At 43.4% G+C, this 18,942-nt stretch carries 16 protein-coding genes; 6 read left to right on the forward strand and 10 right to left on the reverse strand.

The genetic code is table 11. From position 1 onward, the window contains the following. Together ACT3TU_RS07285 and ACT3TU_RS07290 are read left to right on the forward strand one after the other, a co-directional pair. Positions 1–723 carry a TIGR04283 family arsenosugar biosynthesis glycosyltransferase gene (locus ACT3TU_RS07285; protein WP_192522608.1) on the forward strand — a complete coding sequence of 241 codons (723 nt, stop codon included), beginning with the start codon at positions 1–3 and terminating at the stop codon, positions 721–723. Between the two features lie 116 nt (positions 724–839). Beyond that, the gene (locus ACT3TU_RS07290; RefSeq protein WP_192522607.1) at positions 840–1,481 is read left to right on the forward strand and encodes a TIGR04282 family arsenosugar biosynthesis glycosyltransferase; all 642 of its coding nucleotides are present in this window, start codon (positions 840–842) and stop codon (positions 1,479–1,481) included. A gap of 60 nt (positions 1,482–1,541) precedes the next feature. Here the strand turns inward: ACT3TU_RS07290 and mtnP are convergent, their stop codons facing one another. The 4 genes from mtnP to ACT3TU_RS07310 form a co-directional block, all read right to left on the reverse strand. Next, positions 1,542–2,435, reverse strand: a complete 894-nt coding sequence (gene mtnP, locus ACT3TU_RS07295) for an S-methyl-5'-thioadenosine phosphorylase (RefSeq protein ID WP_444784201.1) — start codon at positions 2,433–2,435, stop codon at positions 1,542–1,544. A 73-nt stretch (positions 2,436–2,508) separates the two neighbouring features. After that, entirely contained in the window at positions 2,509–2,982 is a 474-nt protein-coding gene (locus tag ACT3TU_RS07300; protein ID WP_444784202.1) for a GFA family protein, read from the reverse strand. Positions 2,983–3,490: 508 nt separating this feature from the next. Continuing rightward, on the reverse strand, positions 3,491–4,534 hold the full coding sequence (gene lipA, locus ACT3TU_RS07305; RefSeq protein ID WP_192522604.1) for a lipoyl synthase: 1,044 nt from the start codon (positions 4,532–4,534) through the stop codon (positions 3,491–3,493). A 162-nt stretch (positions 4,535–4,696) separates the two neighbouring features. After that, the gene (locus ACT3TU_RS07310; protein WP_192522603.1) at positions 4,697–5,092 is read right to left on the reverse strand and encodes a carboxymuconolactone decarboxylase family protein; all 396 of its coding nucleotides are present in this window, start codon (positions 5,090–5,092) and stop codon (positions 4,697–4,699) included. Positions 5,093–5,515: 423 nt separating this feature from the next. Between ACT3TU_RS07310 and acnB the strand changes: the two genes are divergently transcribed. The 3 genes from acnB (at position 5,516) to ACT3TU_RS07325 (ending at position 10,628) form a co-directional block, all read left to right on the forward strand. Beyond that, complete coding sequence (gene acnB, locus ACT3TU_RS07315; RefSeq protein WP_192522602.1) at positions 5,516–8,119, forward strand: bifunctional aconitate hydratase 2/2-methylisocitrate dehydratase; 2,604 nt, start codon at positions 5,516–5,518, stop codon at positions 8,117–8,119. Between the two features lie 287 nt (positions 8,120–8,406). Next, positions 8,407–9,492 carry a hypothetical protein gene (locus tag ACT3TU_RS07320; RefSeq protein WP_192529481.1) on the forward strand — a complete coding sequence of 362 codons (1,086 nt, stop codon included), beginning with the start codon at positions 8,407–8,409 and terminating at the stop codon, positions 9,490–9,492. Between the two features lie 104 nt (positions 9,493–9,596). Continuing rightward, positions 9,597–10,628 carry a sporulation protein gene (locus ACT3TU_RS07325; protein ID WP_192522600.1) on the forward strand — a complete coding sequence of 344 codons (1,032 nt, stop codon included), beginning with the start codon at positions 9,597–9,599 and terminating at the stop codon, positions 10,626–10,628. A 49-nt stretch (positions 10,629–10,677) separates the two neighbouring features. Here ACT3TU_RS07325 and ACT3TU_RS07330 read toward each other — a convergent pair whose 3' ends face one another. After that, complete coding sequence (locus ACT3TU_RS07330; protein ID WP_192522599.1) at positions 10,678–11,475, reverse strand: enoyl-CoA hydratase/isomerase family protein; 798 nt, start codon at positions 11,473–11,475, stop codon at positions 10,678–10,680. Positions 11,476–11,819: 344 nt separating this feature from the next. On the opposite strand from ACT3TU_RS07330, the gene ACT3TU_RS07335 reads away from it, so the two are divergent. After that, on the forward strand, positions 11,820–12,632 hold the full coding sequence (locus tag ACT3TU_RS07335; RefSeq protein ID WP_192522598.1) for an alpha/beta fold hydrolase: 813 nt from the start codon (positions 11,820–11,822) through the stop codon (positions 12,630–12,632). 129 nt (positions 12,633–12,761) lie between these two features. Here ACT3TU_RS07335 and ACT3TU_RS07340 read toward each other — a convergent pair whose 3' ends face one another. The 5 genes from ACT3TU_RS07340 to ACT3TU_RS07360 form a co-directional block, all read right to left on the reverse strand. Continuing rightward, entirely contained in the window at positions 12,762–13,826 is a 1,065-nt protein-coding gene (locus ACT3TU_RS07340; protein ID WP_192522597.1) for an HpcH/HpaI aldolase/citrate lyase family protein, read from the reverse strand. A gap of 72 nt (positions 13,827–13,898) precedes the next feature. Beyond that, entirely contained in the window at positions 13,899–15,068 is a 1,170-nt protein-coding gene (locus tag ACT3TU_RS07345) for a cysteine protease StiP domain-containing protein (protein WP_192529480.1), read from the reverse strand. 94 nt (positions 15,069–15,162) lie between these two features. Continuing rightward, on the reverse strand, positions 15,163–15,984 hold the full coding sequence (locus ACT3TU_RS07350; RefSeq protein WP_444784203.1) for an HAD hydrolase family protein: 822 nt from the start codon (positions 15,982–15,984) through the stop codon (positions 15,163–15,165). A 153-nt stretch (positions 15,985–16,137) separates the two neighbouring features. Beyond that, positions 16,138–17,418 carry a phosphoribosyltransferase domain-containing protein gene (locus tag ACT3TU_RS07355; RefSeq protein WP_444784204.1) on the reverse strand — a complete coding sequence of 427 codons (1,281 nt, stop codon included), beginning with the start codon at positions 17,416–17,418 and terminating at the stop codon, positions 16,138–16,140. A 118-nt stretch (positions 17,419–17,536) separates the two neighbouring features. Continuing rightward, entirely contained in the window at positions 17,537–18,691 is a 1,155-nt protein-coding gene (locus ACT3TU_RS07360) for an ATP-grasp domain-containing protein (protein WP_444784205.1), read from the reverse strand. Between the last annotated feature and the right edge of the window lie 251 nt (positions 18,692–18,942).

An 18,942-nucleotide genomic window follows, 5' to 3' on the forward strand; every position in this document is an offset into this window, starting at 1 on the left:
ATGAAGGTTATTTCTACTATTTCGATCATTATTCCCATACTTAATGAGGCAGATAACCTACCTCGTTTGTTTGAAAATATTGCCAGCCTAACCCCGTTACCAACGCAAATATTATTAGTAGATGGTGGCTCGGCAGACGGCTCAATGGGAGTTGCTCAGGCGCTGATGGATACCGTGTCTAACAGTAAACAGTCAACCATTAGCGGGCAAGTTATCGAGTCGACTGCTGGTCGAGCTACCCAGATGAATGCGGGCGCAGTGTTGGCGACTGGCGATATATTATTATTCTTGCATGCCGATACGCAACTACCAAAAACTGCTATCTATGAGATTGTCCAATCCGCATCAAAAGCAGAGTGGGGTCGTTTCGATGTTCGGTTAGACAGCGATGACCCGATGCTATGGCTAGTCAGTCAGATGATGAATGGGCGCTCAAGAGTGACAGGTATTGCTACTGGTGATCAAGCAATTTTTGTAAAAAAGTCTCTATTTGAACAGATCGGTGGTTACCCTAATCAGCCGTTGATGGAGGATATTGAGCTGTGCAAACACCTTAAAAGTATCGCAAAACCGCTTTGCTTAAAGCACAAAGTAAGCACTTCGCCGCGACGATGGCAGCGGCATGGCACATGGCGGACAATACGGTTGATGTGGCATCTGCGTTTTGACTATTGGCGCGGGGTATCGGCTGAAAGCATTAAGCAGCGTTATGATAAAAGTTAAGATCACTTCAATCATTTAAATATAGGCAGTTCTAAATAGAATCGATACGATTGTAATAAAATAAATAGCACTCGTATCGGTTTTAAAGTGAATCAGCTATATCAAAAAGAACCATTATGCCTGTAGATAAGCAACTTAAAAGTAATGACTCAACGCTAATTATCATCTTTGCCAAATTCCCAGCTGAGGGCATGGCAAAAACACGTTTGCAGCCGGCTCTTGGTATTGCAGGGGCGGCGATGATGGCGCGCAAGTTACTAATACATAGCATTGAGCAAGCGATAGCGACTGGCTATAACGTTGAGCTATGTGTCAGTCCAGCACCGTCTGATCCTTGCTGGCAGACGCTTGAGCTATCCGAGTCATTGCGATGGTCAGCGCAGGTTGGAGGCGAATTGGGTATTCGTATGTTTACTGCCAGTCAGCAAGCGTTAGTTAAGTTTGATAATGTACTGTTGATGGGGGCTGATTGCCCTAGTCTGAGTGCCACCAAACTAAAACAAGCCGCGCAGCAATTAGAGCCGCACGATGCTGTGATGATTCCCGCTTTAGATGGGGGGTATGTGCTGTTTGGGTTTAAACGAGAGCAGGCGAGTTTGTTTTCAGATATTGAATGGAGCACCGCGAGCGTCGCATCGATCACTCAGCAGCGCATCGCTGCCTTAAACTGGTCGTTAGCTTTATTAGAGCCGCTACCCGACATCGATGAACCAGCGGATTTGGCGCATTTACCAGTGGGTTGGCTTGATTGCTTATAGCAAAAGTAATAAAAAAACTGTAGCAAACGAACGATTATACCAAACCACTTTAGCAGTAAATTACGGCAATAAAGCTGCCAGTCTGGTTTTAACCTCATCACTCATGGCATCAATAGGTGTAACCAGCGCTTGAGCTAGGGCATTATGAGCGATTGATTTAGGCTGCTCAACAGCGAGTAGAGTGACAGCGTGTTTAATTACCTGCTGCGCGTTTTTCGCATTTTTCATCAAATTCTGAATCGCATAATCGGCGCTAACTGCTTCCTCAGTAGGATGCCAACAATCGAAATCTGTCACTAGCGCTAGCGTGGCATAAGCAATACTAGCTTCACGCGCCAGCTTGGCCTCTGGCATATTAGTCATACCGATGATATCCGCTTGCATTTGACGATACCAATGCGACTCAGCACGCGTGGAGAACTGAGGCCCTTCTATACAAATATAAGTCGCTGTGGCATGACAGTTTCCCTCATTAATAGTCGCTTTATCATAAGCGCGCTGTAATATCTTGCCAACCGCAGGGCACAACGGATCAGCCATAGAAACATGAGCCACTGCGCCATCACCGAAGAACGTAGTAGCTCTATGTTTGGTCATATCTATCATTTGATCGGGGACGACCATATCTAACGGCTTAAGTTGCTCTCGTAGAGAGCCAACCGCCGATACCGAGATAATATAGCGCACTCCCAAATTTTTAAGCGCATAAATATTGGCACGGTAAGGCACCTCTGATGGCGTAAGTTTATGACCTTGACCGTGACGCGTTAGAAAGGCGACGCTCACGCCATCGAGATCTCCTAATACGATATCATCGGACGGCATCCCATAAGGCGTCGATACTTTCACATTACGCTTGTTGGTTAGTGCTTCCATCTGATAGAGACCGCTACCACCAATAATAGCGATGTCAGCAGAGTGTGGTGCTGTGTCTTCTACTACTGTTGAGATCATAGTGATTTCCAAATGAGTGTGTGAAGGAAAGATTAGTCTGTTGAATACTAAATTTGGAGTTCAAACATAGCCATTAGCGTTTACTGACTCTCTTATACAATCCTTGAGCCAGCGCTTTAACCATCATCGCCTGACTTTGCACAAAGCCATTATATTTAGGCAAATCATCGTCGATGTCTTCGACGCGGCGATTATAAAACAGATGCATGGACGGCTCAGGTAGTGCGGTGACGTCAGGGTAATTCGATGTCGGTACTAATATAAGATTGCCACCAACTGCCATTTCTATACTGGGTTTATTACAGCGAGTACAAAGCCCACGACTGATATTGGGCGGCAGTTTCCAACGGCGAAATTTGGTTCTAATCAGGTTTAATTGACTCACATCAGACTTTAGCAATACCGTCACATCGTTATAAGCTTGGCCTGTATATTCTTGGCAAATCGTGCAGTGACAGATAAAGCGGCCGACAGGCTTAGCATTAATAGTATAAGTATTGCTATAACAGGAGCAAGAGCCTTCCTGTGGGGTAAATTCGCTGCTCATTGGTCAATCCTTATGTGATAAAAAAAGGGTGCGAGAGTTATTGCTATTTTTATTTTTAAACTAAGGCTTAAAAATATAGCATTATCTTAACTTCATAGTGTAACCGTTTTACGTAGAAAAAATAATGAGTTAAGGTTTAGAGAAAAAAGCTTATGAAAGCTAGGGGCTGTATAGAATTCAGCTAAGGAACTGACAGAGACTATTTTTTAGGCAATTCGACGCCAAAAATAGTAAGTTTAGTTATTCTAAGCGCGATAGTTTTGGCTATGAAGTGGCAAAAAATAGTCCTGTTCCTTCGGACTGATGCTAAAATCGCCCCAGACGTTGTTGTAAATCTAGCTAAGGTCTCGACATTACCTTCGATTTACGCCTAGTCTGGAATTATTTTAGCGATCAGCAGTCCTAATAGATGAATTCTATACAGCCCCTAATAATAAATAAAAAGGAGACCTATTTAGGTCTCCTTTTTGTTTACTATTAGCAATAAACTGACGTAATCAATTCGATACTAACAGCCCAATTTACCTTCAGCCTCAAGCGCTTTTTTACTACGAATAGGCGCTGGGCAATCCTCACCGTAGTATTGACGATCGGCAAAGTAGCTTGAACGTACCATAGGGCCGGCCCAAACGTTAAAGAAACCAATCTTTTTACCATAATCCATATAGCGCTGAAACTCGTCTGGATGCACATAACGGTCAACTGGGGCATGGTTCTTACTTGGCTGCAGATATTGTCCAATCGTAATCATATCTACATTATGCGCTTTTAAGTCATCGAGCAATGCATAAATCTCTTCTTCAGTTTCGCCCAGTCCGACCATAAAGCCGCATTTGGTAGCGATATCAGGACGACGCTCTTTATACAGCTTTAGCAGGTCTAACGAATGCTGATAATCAGAACCGGGGCGGAAGGCTTTATAAAGACGCGGCACCGTCTCGATATTGTGGTTAAACACATCCGGTGCGGTTTCAGTCAATAAGTCCAAGGCAACATCCATACGACCGCGGAAATCGGGCACTAGGATTTCGATCAAGCAATTAGGACTAAGCGCGCGTGATTCGTTAAGGACTTCAACGAAGTGATTGGCACCACCGTCTTTTAGGTCGTCACGGTCAACCGAGGTAATAACCGCATATTTTAATTCTAACCCTAAGATGGTCTCAGCGGTATGGCGCGGCTCATCCTTATCTAACTCATTGGGGCGACCATGACCGACATCACAGAACGGACAGCGACGGGTACAGATATCGCCCATAATCATAAAGGTGGCGGTGCCATCGCTAAAGCACTGCGCTAGGTTAGGGCAAGCGGCCTCTTCACAGACGGTATAGAGTTTTTGCTCGCGTAGTTTGGCTTTGATGCGTGCCACTTCAGCAGGTGAGGACAGCTTAACCCGAATCCAATCTGGCTTTTTCTTCGCCTCGACTGTCGGGATCACTTTAATTGGGATACGGGCAACTTTGTCATAGCCACGTAGTTTTTCACCTTGAATGGCTTTTTTAGGTCTTACTCTAGCAGCAGGAGTATGTGTTTGTACGGCAGTTGTCATAATTATATTGTCTCTTAGCTCTTTGTATTATAAGGGTTTACGGGATTGTTAGAATGTTTTAGAAGTGGCGTTATTATAGCAGATATTGATTTGTTGGTTGCTTAGGCGTTTGTTTTAACTCGTATGCTTAAGACTACTACGATTCGTCTATTTACCATAGTTTTAAATATCTATATCGATATTCAATTCATTCAGGATTTCTATGGCGGCACGAAACGCTTCTTGGGTGGCAGGTGCGCCGCAGTATGGCAGGCTATGCATCAATACTTCTCGAATCTCAGCGACACTTGCGCCATTATTGATCGCGCCTCGGATATGACCTTTTAGCTCGTTCGGGCTTTTTTGAGCAATTAAAAAAGCAATGGTGATTAATGAGCGGTATTTGCGCGGCAATACCGAGTCATCTTGCCAGGTGCTGCCCCAAGCATGTTCAATGATCCACTCTTGTAATGGCTGGGTGAATCCGGTCGCCCCATCGAGCGAGCGTGTTACGTGTTGTTCGCCCATGACCTCGGTGCGCACCTTTAGGCCATTGTCGTAATTGGCGTTATTCTTCATATTTCTGTCATCCTTGTTGTATCGTCATCCTTGGTATTTACACCTTTAGCGTTTGCTGATAGCTGATAAAAGCTATCTTATACAGCCGAATCATCAAGATGATATTTTCTAAAATAATATCTTACAAAAGAGTATAGCAGTCACGCGGCATTTATTTAACCATAAATCAGATAATACTTGACCACAACGACAAGTTAAGTATCGATGGTTAAAAGGCGTTCAATGGTATTATTGATGGGACCATTTTTATAATAAATGTCCAATATGGCCTTATTATGCGTCTTTTAAGGGCTGAGCCATTAACATTTAGAGTGATTTAAGCTATGATTGCATGGATAATTATTCCATCTAGCACATAGGCGCAGGCTGTCATGCTGACTACCCACGTAATGTGCTAAACCCCAACTGACGAGGACGACTATTGTGTTAGAAGCTTATCGTAAACATGTCGAAGAACGTGCTGAGCTAGGAACTGTACCGCTACCACTGAATGAAAAACAAGTAGCAGAGTTGGTTGAACTATTAAAAACCCCACCAGCAGGCGAAGATGAGTTCTTGATGAACTTACTAGAAAACCGTATTCCTGCTGGCGTTGACCAAGCAGCTTACGTTAAAGCAGCATTTTTAGCGGCTATCCTAAAAGGTGAGGCATCATCGCCGCTTATCAATAAGAAAAAAGCGGTTGAAATCCTAGGCACCATGCAAGGTGGCTATAACGTTCAGCCATTGGTTGCCGCTCTTGATGATGCAGATGTCGCACAAGACGCCGCTGAAGCATTGAAAAAGACCTTGCTGGTATTTGACGCGTTCAATGACGTGACTGAAAAAGCCGAAGCCGGTAACGACATCGCTAAAGAAGTGGTGCAATCTTGGGCAGATGCTGAATGGTTCTTAAACCGTAAAGAGGTTCCTAAAAAGTCAACTTATACTACTTTTAAAGTCACTGGCGAAACCAATACCGATGACTTGTCTCCTGCGCAAGACGCGTGGAGCCGCCCAGATATCCCATTGCATTCATTGGCCATGCACAAAAACTCTCGCGACGGTATCACTGCTGATGATGAGGGTGTTGTCGGTCCAATGAAGCAGATCGAAGAGCTTAAGAAAAAAGGCCATCAATTGGCTTATGTTGGTGACGTCGTAGGGACTGGCTCTAGCCGTAAGTCTGCGACCAACTCAGTGTTGTGGTTAATGGGCGAAGATATCCCTAACGTGCCAAACAAACGTGGCGGTGGTCTAGTATTAGGTAATAACATCGCTCCTATTTTCTTCAATACCATGGAAGACTCTGGCGCCTTACCAATCGAAAAAGTCGCGGTTGATAACCTAAACATGGGTGATGTGTTTGACATCTATCCGTATGAAGGCAAAATCACTAAGCATGACTCTGACGAAGTTATCTCTGAGTTTAAACTGAACTCACCAACCTTGCTTGATGAAGTTCGTGCAGGCGGCCGTATTCCACTAATTGTGGGTCGTGGCCTAACCAACCGTGCTCGTGAGTATATGGGTCTTGGTCATTCAGATATCTTTGCTAAACCAGAAGAGCCAGTCGATACCGGCAAAGGCTTTACCTTAGCACAAAAAATGGTCGGTAAAGCTTGTGGTCTAGACGGCGTCCGTGCTGGCATGTACTGCGAACCAAAAATGACCACAGTCGGCTCGCAAGATACTACAGGTCCGATGACTCGTGATGAGCTAAAAGACTTGGCCTGCCTAGGTTTCCAAGCTGATCTAGTGATGCAGTCATTCTGTCATACCGCCGCTTATCCAAAGCCAGTTGACGTTGAGACTCAGCATACGCTACCTGACTTTATCATGAACCGTGGCGGTGTGAGCTTACGTCCAGGTGACGGAATCATTCACTCATGGTTGAACCGTATGCTCCTTCCAGATACCGTTGGTACTGGTGGTGACTCACATACGCGTTTCCCAATGGGTATTTCGTTCCCAGCCGGTTCTGGTTTGGTCGCATTCGCAGCAGCAACTGGTGTGATGCCACTGGATATGCCTGAGTCTGTCCGTGTGCGCTTCGTTGGCGAACGCCAAGCGGGTATTACTTTACGTGACCTTGTACACGCTATTCCTTATCAAGCGATCAAAGATGGCCTATTAACTGTTGATAAGAAAGGCAAAATCAACGAATTCAATGGTCGTATTCTTGAAATCGAAGGTCTAGAAGACTTAACCGCTGAGCAAGCGTTTGAATTGTCTGATGCGTCAGCTGAGCGTAGTGCTGCTGGTTGTACCATCACGCTATCTGAAGCATCAGTGACTGAGTACTTAAACTCAAACATCACGCTACTTAAATGGATGATCTCAGAAGGCTATGGCGATGCACGTACGATCAGCCGTCGTATCGAGCAGATGCAAGAGTGGTTGGCGAATCCAAGCCTCATGCGTGCTGACGAAGATGCAGAATATGCAATCGATATGACCATCGATATGTCAGAGATCAAAGAGCCGATCCTTTGCTGCCCGAACGATCCAGATGATGCTAAAACATTGGCTGACGTCGCTGGTGATACCATTGATGAAGTATTCATTGGTTCGTGCATGACCAACATCGGTCATTTCCGTGCCGCTGGTAAATTGCTACAAGACGTCCCAGCAGGAAGCCTAAAAACTCGTCTATGGATTGCGCCACCAACGAAAATGGATGCGCGTCAGTTGATGGAAGAAGGTTATTACAACATTTATGCGCAAGCCGGTGCTCGTACTGAGATGCCAGGTTGTTCATTATGTATGGGTAACCAAGCGCGTATCGCACCGAACTCTACTGCGGTATCGACGTCTACGCGTAACTTCCCGAACCGTCTTGGTCAAGGCGCTAACGTATACTTGGCTTCTGCAGAGCTTGCAGCAGTCGCAGCGGTACTAGGTAAATTGCCTACCAATGACGAATATCAGCAGTACGCTGGTATGCTCAATAGCATGGGTGATGAAGTCTATCAATACATGAACTTTGACCGTATGGAAGAGTATACGGAAGAAGCAGATAAAATTAACGTGGCTCAGTTGACCTAGTTTTTATTCTCAACAACGTTTAATGAATTAAGAAAACAGAAAACCCCGTATCGTTATGATGCGGGGTTTTTTTAAATAACTAACTTCAATACGCCCTAGTTCTAAATAAAATTGATACGTTAATAATCCCGTGCTACTGATGCTGATTTTTCTTGCTTGAGGATCGCCAGCGTGACAGAGGCTGCGAAAAATTTACTCCAGTAGCGCTTGTATTGGTTTTAAAGTAAATCAACTATAGCTGGCTTTATACTACCTATTTAATCATGTAAAAATCCATGGGTTTATTAATGAAAGCACCATCAACTCAGTCTAAGATATCAGCACAATCTATAGAAAAAGAGCATGATTTAATAACAGGCTCAGACTTACCCCCGATTTATCAGATAAAAGTAGAGTTGGATCCAACCAATCAACAGCAGATAGAAGTAGGCGACGACATAAAAGGTAGCCTTTGTATCAATACATCTCATCCTATTGACACTCAAGGGGTTTATATTGATTTAAGCTATGATATCGAAAACCATAAGCGGCTAGAAAGTAGAAGAATTAATAGCGTTCATATTCCAACTAATGGACTCAGTGCAGGTAATCATTCCATGGAGTTTTCTATCGCTTTAATGGATAAAGAAAGCAATAGCGATATAATACCGATTAGCTACCACGGTGAGTTATTTGATATAAACTGGTCGATCAATGTGAGAGTCGATATTGCTCATGGCTTAGATATAAAAACTAAGCAGCCTTTGGTAGTGATCAGTAGAAAAGCACGTGAGCTTAGACAAACGGAGCCAAGCGCCAATCTTAACCCATCTAATTTTATAGAGGCTTTTATATTCGCTATTGTTTTTTTTATCATCCTTGGAACTATGTCATTACTTGTGAGTAGTAACAAAAATACGCCATGGCCGTTTTATGTGTTTATCGCTGTATTTACCTTACTAGCGGCACGAATACTAAAAAATGCAGTACCAAGAATTTGGCAACGTCGAAAGTTGGGTCAAGTTTTCATCGAAGTCAGTGATGATCAACAAAAAGAGCAGATAAAAGGCCAGATAAATATCATACCTGAGAAAAGTTTGGTATTAGATCAAGTAGAAGTTATTCTACAGCGTATAGAGGAAGTTGAAGTATTTATCAATGAAAAAAGTAAATTACTATATTTTGCCAAAGATATAGCGCCATATAAGATAGATGAAGCGATACCCTTGAATAAACTACAAACCACATCATTGTCTTTTTCTTTGCCACGAGCCACTGATATGACACCCACATTTAAATTAAAAAACCATCAGCTTTCTTGGTCTATTAAGGTTAAAGTAAAAAACCATGATATTGCTTTTGAGGGTCAGCAGGCTATAGAGATTACGCTATAGTCGATCCATTATAAAAAACCGTGCTGCTGGGATAAGAGTTGCACCGCATCACAACATCTACTTTATAGAAAAAATAATAGGAGAGGAACATCTCATCACTATCTTTGGCTACAAATCCGGCGCTTTGCGAGATACATATTGAGCTGAGTGAGTCCAGCCTGCGAGTACGACCAGGAGATAAGGTAGCTGGTGAAGTCATTATTCAAGCCCATACTGCGATAGACTCTCGAAATATTTATGTCGATTTGTCCTATCATACCGAAGGTCGTGGTTCAGTAGACAGCAAAGTTATTCAGGAGATTAAGGTTCATAGTGGCAAGCTTGAAGCAGGTACATATTGCTTCGAGTTTTCTTTGGTATTAGCAGATGATGGGGCAGACGATACAATTCCACTGAGTTATGAAGGTCGATATACCACTGTTGTTTGGGCTATAAGTACACGACTAGATATGAAGTGGGCTACAGATATCGGTAATCAACAAAAAATTACCGTTATTTCTCCGCAGCAATCTGCTGTTTGGGTAAATACACTAGACGAAAATATCAATAAAGTGACGCTTTGGCTGCCTATTGTATTTGTGGTTGTTTTCTCAATAGTGCTTATCATAATGTTATCGATTCTGATCTTTGGTGAAGATGTCGAGTGGATTCTCTATGTCCTTACCCTTGTGCCAGCGATAGTAGTTGCTATGGTTGTGTTGGTATTTATACCAGTGATGTGGCAGCAGCGTAAACTTGGTCAAATTCAGCTTAAAATCAAAAACTACCAACCGTCTAGTGGAAAGATAACAGGCGAGCTGAACATAACTCCCCGTAAAGTCTTAACGATAGAACGAGCTCGTATTTCTTTAAGACTTCTAGAGGGTGCTGAAAAAGGTTCGGGGAAAAAAAGCACTTATTCGTACTATAGTAAGGGCATAGATACTTATAAGGTTGATACAAAAATATCTTTAAAGCCATCTCAGACAGAAACGATACCTTTTACGTTGATGTTACCAGAAGATGCGCCGTTACCTTTTACATTTGATCATAACTGGCTTAAGTGGGGGATTAGGGTAAAGATGAAGGGTAATCAGCTTGATTTTGAAAGTGAACGAGGAATTGAAATGGTGCCAAATGCTAATATCAAACCTTGATAAGGTGATATTAGCATTTGGCAGTGCTTCCCAAAATAGTTAAGAAGGGCTATTTACCCTGATAAACTGGCTTACGTTTTTCCATAAATGCGGTAATGCCTTCTTTAAAGTCATCAGTTTTGGCAAGCATCGTTTGCTGATCTACTTCCATATCGAGCGCTTCATTCAGGCCCATATAGGCATGGGTATTAATCATGTGTTTCATTGATGCCAATGCTTTGCCGGGCAGATTGCTTAGGCGAGTAGCCAGCGCCAGTACGCTTGCCTCTAATTCTTCGTTGCTGACCACTTGATTCACCAAGTTTAAGCGTGCCATATCATCCGCTTTTAGCTTATCACCCAGCATCACCATCTCGGTGGTTTTTGCCACACCAATTAGCTGATTAAGCAGATAAATACCACCCGCATCTGGAATCAGCCCAATATTGACAAAGGCTTGCACAAACTTAGCATTATCCGCGGCAATCCGAAAGTCGCAAGTTAGCGCCAAATTCATCCCAGCGCCTGCGACCGCACCCTCTAGTTTGGCAATGATAGGCTTATGAATATTACGCAACTTTAGGCTGATCTCAGCCACTTCGCCGACCATAAAGTTCAGCTTGTTCGATAGCGCCTCGCTTTCCATGCCATTCTCTAACATCTCACCGATATGACCACCGCTTGAGAAGTGGCCACCTGCACCTTGTAATATAATGACGCGAACCTGCTCATCAGTGTCTGCTTTATCAAGCGCATCTACCATGGCGTTCTTGAGTGCGGTGCTAAAGGCGTTAAGCGTTTTTGGGTCGTTCATCGTGATGGTGGCGATATGGTTTTCTGCTTGGTATTCGACGAGAGATTGTGACATAGTTGATATCCTTATTTAGGAGTTAGACGGGATTTCTATATAAAGGTTATTTGTGGAAACTGGCTATTGGTAGGAAATATAACAAATAATGCAATGCCGATTACTATAGCAGTTTAGGTTTATTATAAAAGCGGGTTTTGTGGGCGCTAAAGACACATCTAAACGCTGGCAAGGTTTCTAAATTGCAGTAAGAACCTATATAGTTGATTAACTTATAAAACTTACTATTCAAAATAAGGCTACTAAATAAGGCTGTCAACGGTAAGACAGTTGAATTATGCTAGGACATATCTTATGGGTAGGCTTTAAAAGGTTTATTTTTTTGTAAAAACAAGGAAGTGGTTATGCCAATTATTAATGTGAATAATATCGATATTTATTACGAAGACAGTGCGCCTCATGATAAGCAAAAGCCGGTTATGGTGTTTGCTCATGGTCTGCTATGGAATACGCGGATGTATGACAAGCAAGTTGAGCGCTTTCAGGCAGACTACCGTTGCATCGCTTTTGATTTCCGCGGGCAAGGTCAGTCAGAAATCGCTAAGTCTGGTTATGATATGGAGACACTAACGGAAGATACGCTTGCGCTACTGGATGCCCTTAATGTCACTAAGTGTCACTTTTTTGGGTTGTCGATGGGCGGTTTTGTCGCCCAGCGCATAGCCCTTAAGCGCCCCGAACTATTATTATCACTCATTTTATTAGAGACCTCTGCCGACCCTGAAGATCCTAAAAACGTACCGCAGTATCGTAAACTTATCAAAGCCATTCGCTGGCTAGGTATTAGGCGTGTGAGCAATAAAGTCATGCCGATTATGTTTGGCAGTACTTTTTTGGCAGACAAGCTGCGCAAATCTGATCGTAAACAATGGCTGACGATGCTACAAGGCAATCGTAAGGGTGGCGTCATAAAAGCGACAATGGGGGTCATTGAGCGCACAGGAACTTATGAACAGCTTGGTGATATTATCACGCCGACATTGATTATCGTTGGTGATGAAGATGCGGCAACACCTTATCCCAAAGCTGAGCGCATGCACTTTGCGATTGCAGGCTCTAAACTTGCCGTTATCAAAGGCGCTGGTCATACCTCAACTGTAGAAGAGCCGGAGCAAGTGAATAAAGCCATTAATAAATTCTTGGTAAATTGTGCTTAGTGCTTAGTGCTTAGTGCTTAGTGCTTAGTGATGCACTGGATGATTGCATTAAAAAGCCGCTATCATGATTTGATAGCGGCTTTCTCATTTTAGTTATTCATGGTCTTAAGGTACGTTTAGCATTTGACTTTAAAGTAGCGGTTTATAGTCACTATGACCGTCATTAATGGTGCCGAACACTGCTGCTCGATTGACCACTTCTTGTGCCCATGCGCGGTGAGTGGCTGGCTCTAACATGGCATTGTTATATTTAAATACCGCTTTGGCCTCGCTATGGAGTATCGCTTGCGCTTCGTCCAAAGTACTTAATGGTACACAATACGCTTGTTGTACCAATGCGATTTGGCTGGGGTGAATGACGGTTTTCCCGACCAGCCCCAAATTGACATCACGGTTAAGCTCTTGCATAAACAGCATGGGCTGATCCAGATATTCAAATACGGGCGCTGAAAGATAAAAACCGTGTGGTACAAAACAGCCAAGCAGTTGATAAGCGAGCGTGCCAATGGGCGTGTCATAGACGATACTGTTTTTTGGACGGCGCAAACGCAACGCTGCAAATAAATCATTGCCACCGATACGCAGCGCAAAAATTGGTTGGCTAAAGGCTTCTTTAAAGCCAATGGCCAGCTCTTGGTTGTGGTGTGGATTGAATAATGCAGCAGTCTCAAGCGTTGGCATTAATAGCGTCTCGCTACTGAGGTTTTGACAGGCCATGCGCCAATTAGATAGGCTATACATATCTACTTTGGGCATGACGAACCCATCAATCAAATCAATATGCGCAAAATCTGATAGCAGCTCTAACATGGCTGGATGACGTGGTCGTACAAATACTAGCGGACGCGTTGGCTGCTCGGTCTGAATATCTATCGGTTGGGATGGGTTATTGATGCTATCAACATGAGCGGCCCAAGTATCCAGCAGCGTCTGCAAACGCTCGAGCGCCAGCTCGACGTCATGATGACTGACGGCATCTTCTAAACAAATAATAATACTATTAATCGTTGGCAGTTTATCGCGCTTGATCACCTGCCAGATATCTTGGCGAGTCGCTGGCATGTATAGACTTGCCCCTAATTGATATGGGTGATGTGTTAGGGGTTTGAGCATGGCATGACGCTCAGTAATTAGATGCGCGTAAGACTGGGTATTATTATAAAAGCTGGACTCGTTGTTCGGCATGTCTGACATAATAGGCATCGTAAATAGAGTGAAAGAAAATGATAGTAGCGAAAAAGGCGTATGGTAAAAATGCCCTAGTAATTAATAGTCCGTGGTACGCTGCTTAATAAGTGTAATCGCTTGATAGGGAAGTATTTTATCACCTAATACACTGACAGTGATATCTCGCTGTGCACATAAATGTCGCAATAATATGGTATCAGGATGCTCAGCACTCGCTAATAAAATGCGCTCTGGATCACGGCGAAGTATCGCTCGTGTGGCTTCTGCGATGGTCGGCTTGATACGATTACGATTGCTAATATTATACTCTGCTGCCAGCGTGTCAATTAAATCAGCCGTCTGATAGCGTGGCTGCTTAAATGTTTGCAAGGGTTGTAATTCCAAAGTTAAAGCGCGCCTTGCTGCATCAATATGATCGATAAATGCTAAGCTATGATCTACTTCAATCAAGTTATCATAAAAAACACTGCGGTGTAGCCCCAATTGCGGTTCAGTATATAAGCTGCGTGATATGAGCCCAGAAACGGTGCTGTTTAATAAACCTGATGGTATCAGCCAATCTTCCTCACTAGCAGCCAGCCAAGAAACACCAGCAGGGTCAGCAAGCGTTAGCAATGGAATGACGTCTGCACCTTGATGAAATATATTGGCAAAATTTGGGTGATTAGGGGCGCTAAACGCTTCTAAACTATGCGCCAGCTCTTGATAGATGGCTCCTTTGCCTGTCCAGCCATCGACGAATACAATGGGGCTATCTGGATGAGCATTTAATATCATTTGCAAAGCGGCTGGATCAAGCCCACGATCGCGAATAATGCTGACACCATAATGCACACTTGGTAAATAGTAACCGCTATTGGTATCCGCCAGCGCCCGCTGTAATAACACTCCAATTGGCAAACCTGCGCGCACCAAGCTGACCAGTATTAGCGGATATTGATTATTAACGGTTTGTTGAAATTTATCCTGCAATGTATAGGCTAAATTGGCAATATCAGTCGCGGTTCTATTGGTGCCTTGCTCTAGCGCCTGTATATATAGCTGCTCGTGCATGGCAGTTGGCGCGTTCTCTAAGGTCAGCATATCGGAATAATGGCGCTGCCCACTTTGAATCAGCGCTTCTTTTTGATCGACTGGTACATCAGCAACGGCGTCTTTATCAACGATATCGAGCAATACGGTCACATCGCTGGCAAGGTAGCTGCCTGAGCCATATGTGTCTGCTTTTTGAATGTTAGGGTTAATCATAAGCTGAGGCCTACTTTTATGAGCTGCTGTGGTTATTATAATTATTATGGACAGTTTAGAGTTATGGATAGCTGGGAATTGTTAAAGTTTAAAATCATCGAGAGCTAAGACGATCATGAAGCTGACCATGGTTGGGCATACCGTACCAGTCTAATAGTTGCAGAAAAGGTAAGTCTGCCAAACTATCACCAAAACCAAAGCTTGGGCGCTGATTATCTAAATGCTGCTCTAATAAAAACTGCACCGCGTGCCGTTTATGCACTACATGGGGCAATATCGCTAGATTATTGGCATTTACGTGTACATAAAAGTGCTCATCGAAATCACGTATCAGTGTCGGCAGTTTTTCGGCTAATGCAATTAATGCTTGATGATCTTTTTGCGCATGTTTGATAGCCAGATAAATGATTAACTCTTCATCAGCATCACCATTGTTAAAGCTATCAATATGCGGGGTAAATACCAGCTGATTGCTATCATTTTGACTGTAACTGGCGAACAATTGACTCAGTTGATTCAATTTACCCTGCAATGGTGCCAGCTTATTATACATATGCTGTCGCCACTGAGCTTGGCGCTTGCCATCTTTATGTAGAATGATTGCACCATGGGTCAAAACCTGCCAACTAGCGAAAGGCAGTTTAACCCGCTTGATTTCATCACGGTCGCGGGCAGTAACTACGATCAGTTCAGTGCTAGCAAGTAGCCAGTTAAATAAAGACGCTTGGCGCTGACTCATAAAACTAAGCGGCAAGCCTTGTTTATTTACACTCGCGCACACTAAGTTATTAGCTTCAGCAGTCGGCAAATTCCAAGCATCTATTTTGCGTTGGGTTTGGAATAGCGTATCGTCCAAATCCATCAGGGCATAAGGTTTAATAATGTTTGAGTCTGCTTGAAAAAATGTAATGGTCATGTATTGTCCGCAAGTGAAAATTCTAGGGTGCGCCCCGCGCACCATTTCATAGAGAAATTACAAAATTTTTTTGTAGGATGTTTTTTAAGTACCGATTGTAGAGCTAATATTTGCAAATGGTGCGTTGAACGCACCCTACGGTAAGTTAAACGCTTAACTATTAACACCTACTATTAACACATTATCCAAACCCTGCCACAGCTTATCTACGCTATCAGCAGTGGTTTCCACACACAATATAATTAAATCCCAATCGTTAGGCTCAACGTTATAAACAAAGTTGGTCATACCAAGCCCGTAATTATCATTAAAGCTGAGCATTGTGGTAATACCACCACCCAGTGCAATCGGCGAGCGGGTCAACGCACTAAATTTAATCGTGTTATTGCTGTTATCCAAATTGGTGTTTTGCTCAAGCCATTCCGCCAATAAAAACGGCAACCAGACAAACTCATTACTGCCCAATACTAAAATCCGCTGTGGTAATTGCTCTTTATCAAACTGGGTTTGCTTACTAAATTCTGCAAATGCGCTTTGAAAGCTCGCTAAATAACGATCAAAGCCATCTGTACTATCTAGTGTTGGGAAACGTCCCCAATTGCCCGTATTAAGTAATGCCTGACTGCCAGCCTCAGTAGTATCAACCGATGGCATGGTAATAGGCTTAGGGTTGGGCGCATCCGTCCACGTCCAAGCGCCAGAGAGTAGATGATGACGCTGAAAGTCAATATTTGGTAAGCGTTTGGCAATCGTATCGTCGGTGTCAGAATCAGAATCACTTTGACTCTGATTTAGCGACCAATCAACCAAAGTGGTGAGATGTACTTGTTCTAACTGCTCAAGCCCGGCGTTACGTAGCGCAGTGACGACATTGACGCAAGTATTGCCGGTTGACGCTTCATCATCGACCATGATTAGCGTTTTGCTAGCGAGTAGCTGTTTTTGTACGCTTTCGTCTTTACTTTTATAAATCAAATGCTGGCTGGCATGACTATGATCTTCGCTAAAAGTGGTGAAGAGAGCGTCAGTATCTAGCCCTTTATGTTGAGCATGACGAGTAGAGTTTAATAATAGTGCTTGCGGATAACGCGTTTGCAGTGCTTGATGCACACCAGCGGATAAGCCAACGGCAGTCTCTGCCATGCCAATGACCAAAATTGGCTCAGGCAAGTGATTGGGCACTAAATTTGCCAAATCAGTAAAAGCACTTCGCATGGTCTTAGGTGCCACTGGAATATGCCGACCTAAGACTTTTGAGACAAATAAAAATGCGCGTTTTGGGTTAATGCGCTGGGCGAAATCAAGCAAGTCTTCTAATTCGTAGCTATTACTTTTTTCTGAATTACTGTTATCTGTAACTGTATTGGTTTGATAGGTTAAATCCAGCGTACCGCGAGGTAGGGTAATGGTCGTGCTGTATTGCTTGTTTGGCATTCATGTTCCTTTGGATATTCTATTTTATAGTTTTAGAGTTATTCTTTAATCCAATAACCGACTGGTCATGACTCACTTCCACGGTTTATATGTCAAATAAAGTGAGTGGTTTTAACCGTTATTGCTCGATAGTATCTTCTTCAATCTTCACACTCACCATAATTGAACGTACTTGGCACGGCGTGATCTGCTGCACAATATCCGTAAGCTTTGGTTTCTGACTTAGACCGAGCCAATAGGCAAAGCCCACTTGGGTCAAGTCCACGCCACTATGAGTAGTGTAATCAATCCCGCCAGAGGGACGACTATTAATTTCAAGCACTCGGTGCTGGCCGTCATCATCGGCTTTAGTTTGGACGCTAACGATACCATCACAGCCAAACGCTTTAATCAATGGAATGACCACATCCATGACCGCTTGTTCATAACCGATATGCTGAATTTTGCCTGTTTTATAGCGCGTGACTGCGGCCAATACTTCACCATATTCACAGACGACATCGATAGAGTACTCTTGCCCTGATAAATAAGGCATCAGTAGCATGGGAATAGGGCGCTCATGTACCATTACACTGTTTGCATAGGCATTGATAAATTGCGCCGTATTGATTTTCTTCTCTTCGGTAAAGTATAAATGTTCAAAGCTGTCGTATTGCTCACCGTCCTCTTTACCCGTATCCAGCCGCCAAAACCCTTGGGCAAAAATACCCGTCACGGGTTTGACGCATAACGGCTGATGACCGTGTTTGACCAGTAATGCTTTAAGGTCAGCCACATTATCAAATCGCCACGCATCAGCAACAGGAATGTCATGCTCATGGCACTGCTGCATAAAAGCAAACTTATCATCGATGGATTCTAATGCTGCAACGCTGGTCGCGCCAGTCAATAAACGAATACCAGCGGCATCAAATTCTTCCCGCTGGGCTTCGTAGTCGATACCATTGCGTCCGGTTAATAATACTTTTACCTTATTCTTTTTAGCTTGTTCTAAAACGAACTGCCAACGAGGGAGAGCAGGTTCAATAGCGCTTAGCTCGTCACTGTCAGGAGTAGAGTCGACAGTATTAGATGGTTCACGATAGGTACTATCAGCAAACTCAAAAATTTCAGGTCTATTGTCACGGTGTGAGGCAATGACCTGAAAGGGCGTACCAGACTGAGCTTTTAGAGCTTGCAGGCTGGCAAGCATATCGCGCTGGCTTGATTGACCTTCAGCCAACCAAGCAGCCGTTTTGGTTGTATGATGACTATCGTTAGCAGGGTTATCCATAATTTTCTCAGCACGCTCTTAAATAATAGGGTTTTGGATCACTCGGTAGTGTCATCACAACCTTGTTCGCAGCCTAATACATGGCTGAACAAGCTCTATTATATACAAATGCTAGGAGTTATAAATGCTTGTGGTTAGATAGTATTAGGTATTTGTAAAATTTTATAAAGTGTCTCTGATGGATCTTGCAACGTCAGTTCTCATTAAGGTTTAAGGGCATTCATGGTACTATATGGCGATAGCTATTCTAA

It is taken from the genome of Psychrobacter sp. AOP3-A1-26, assembly GCF_052378235.1.
Classification (GTDB): domain Bacteria; phylum Pseudomonadota; class Gammaproteobacteria; order Pseudomonadales; family Moraxellaceae; genus Psychrobacter.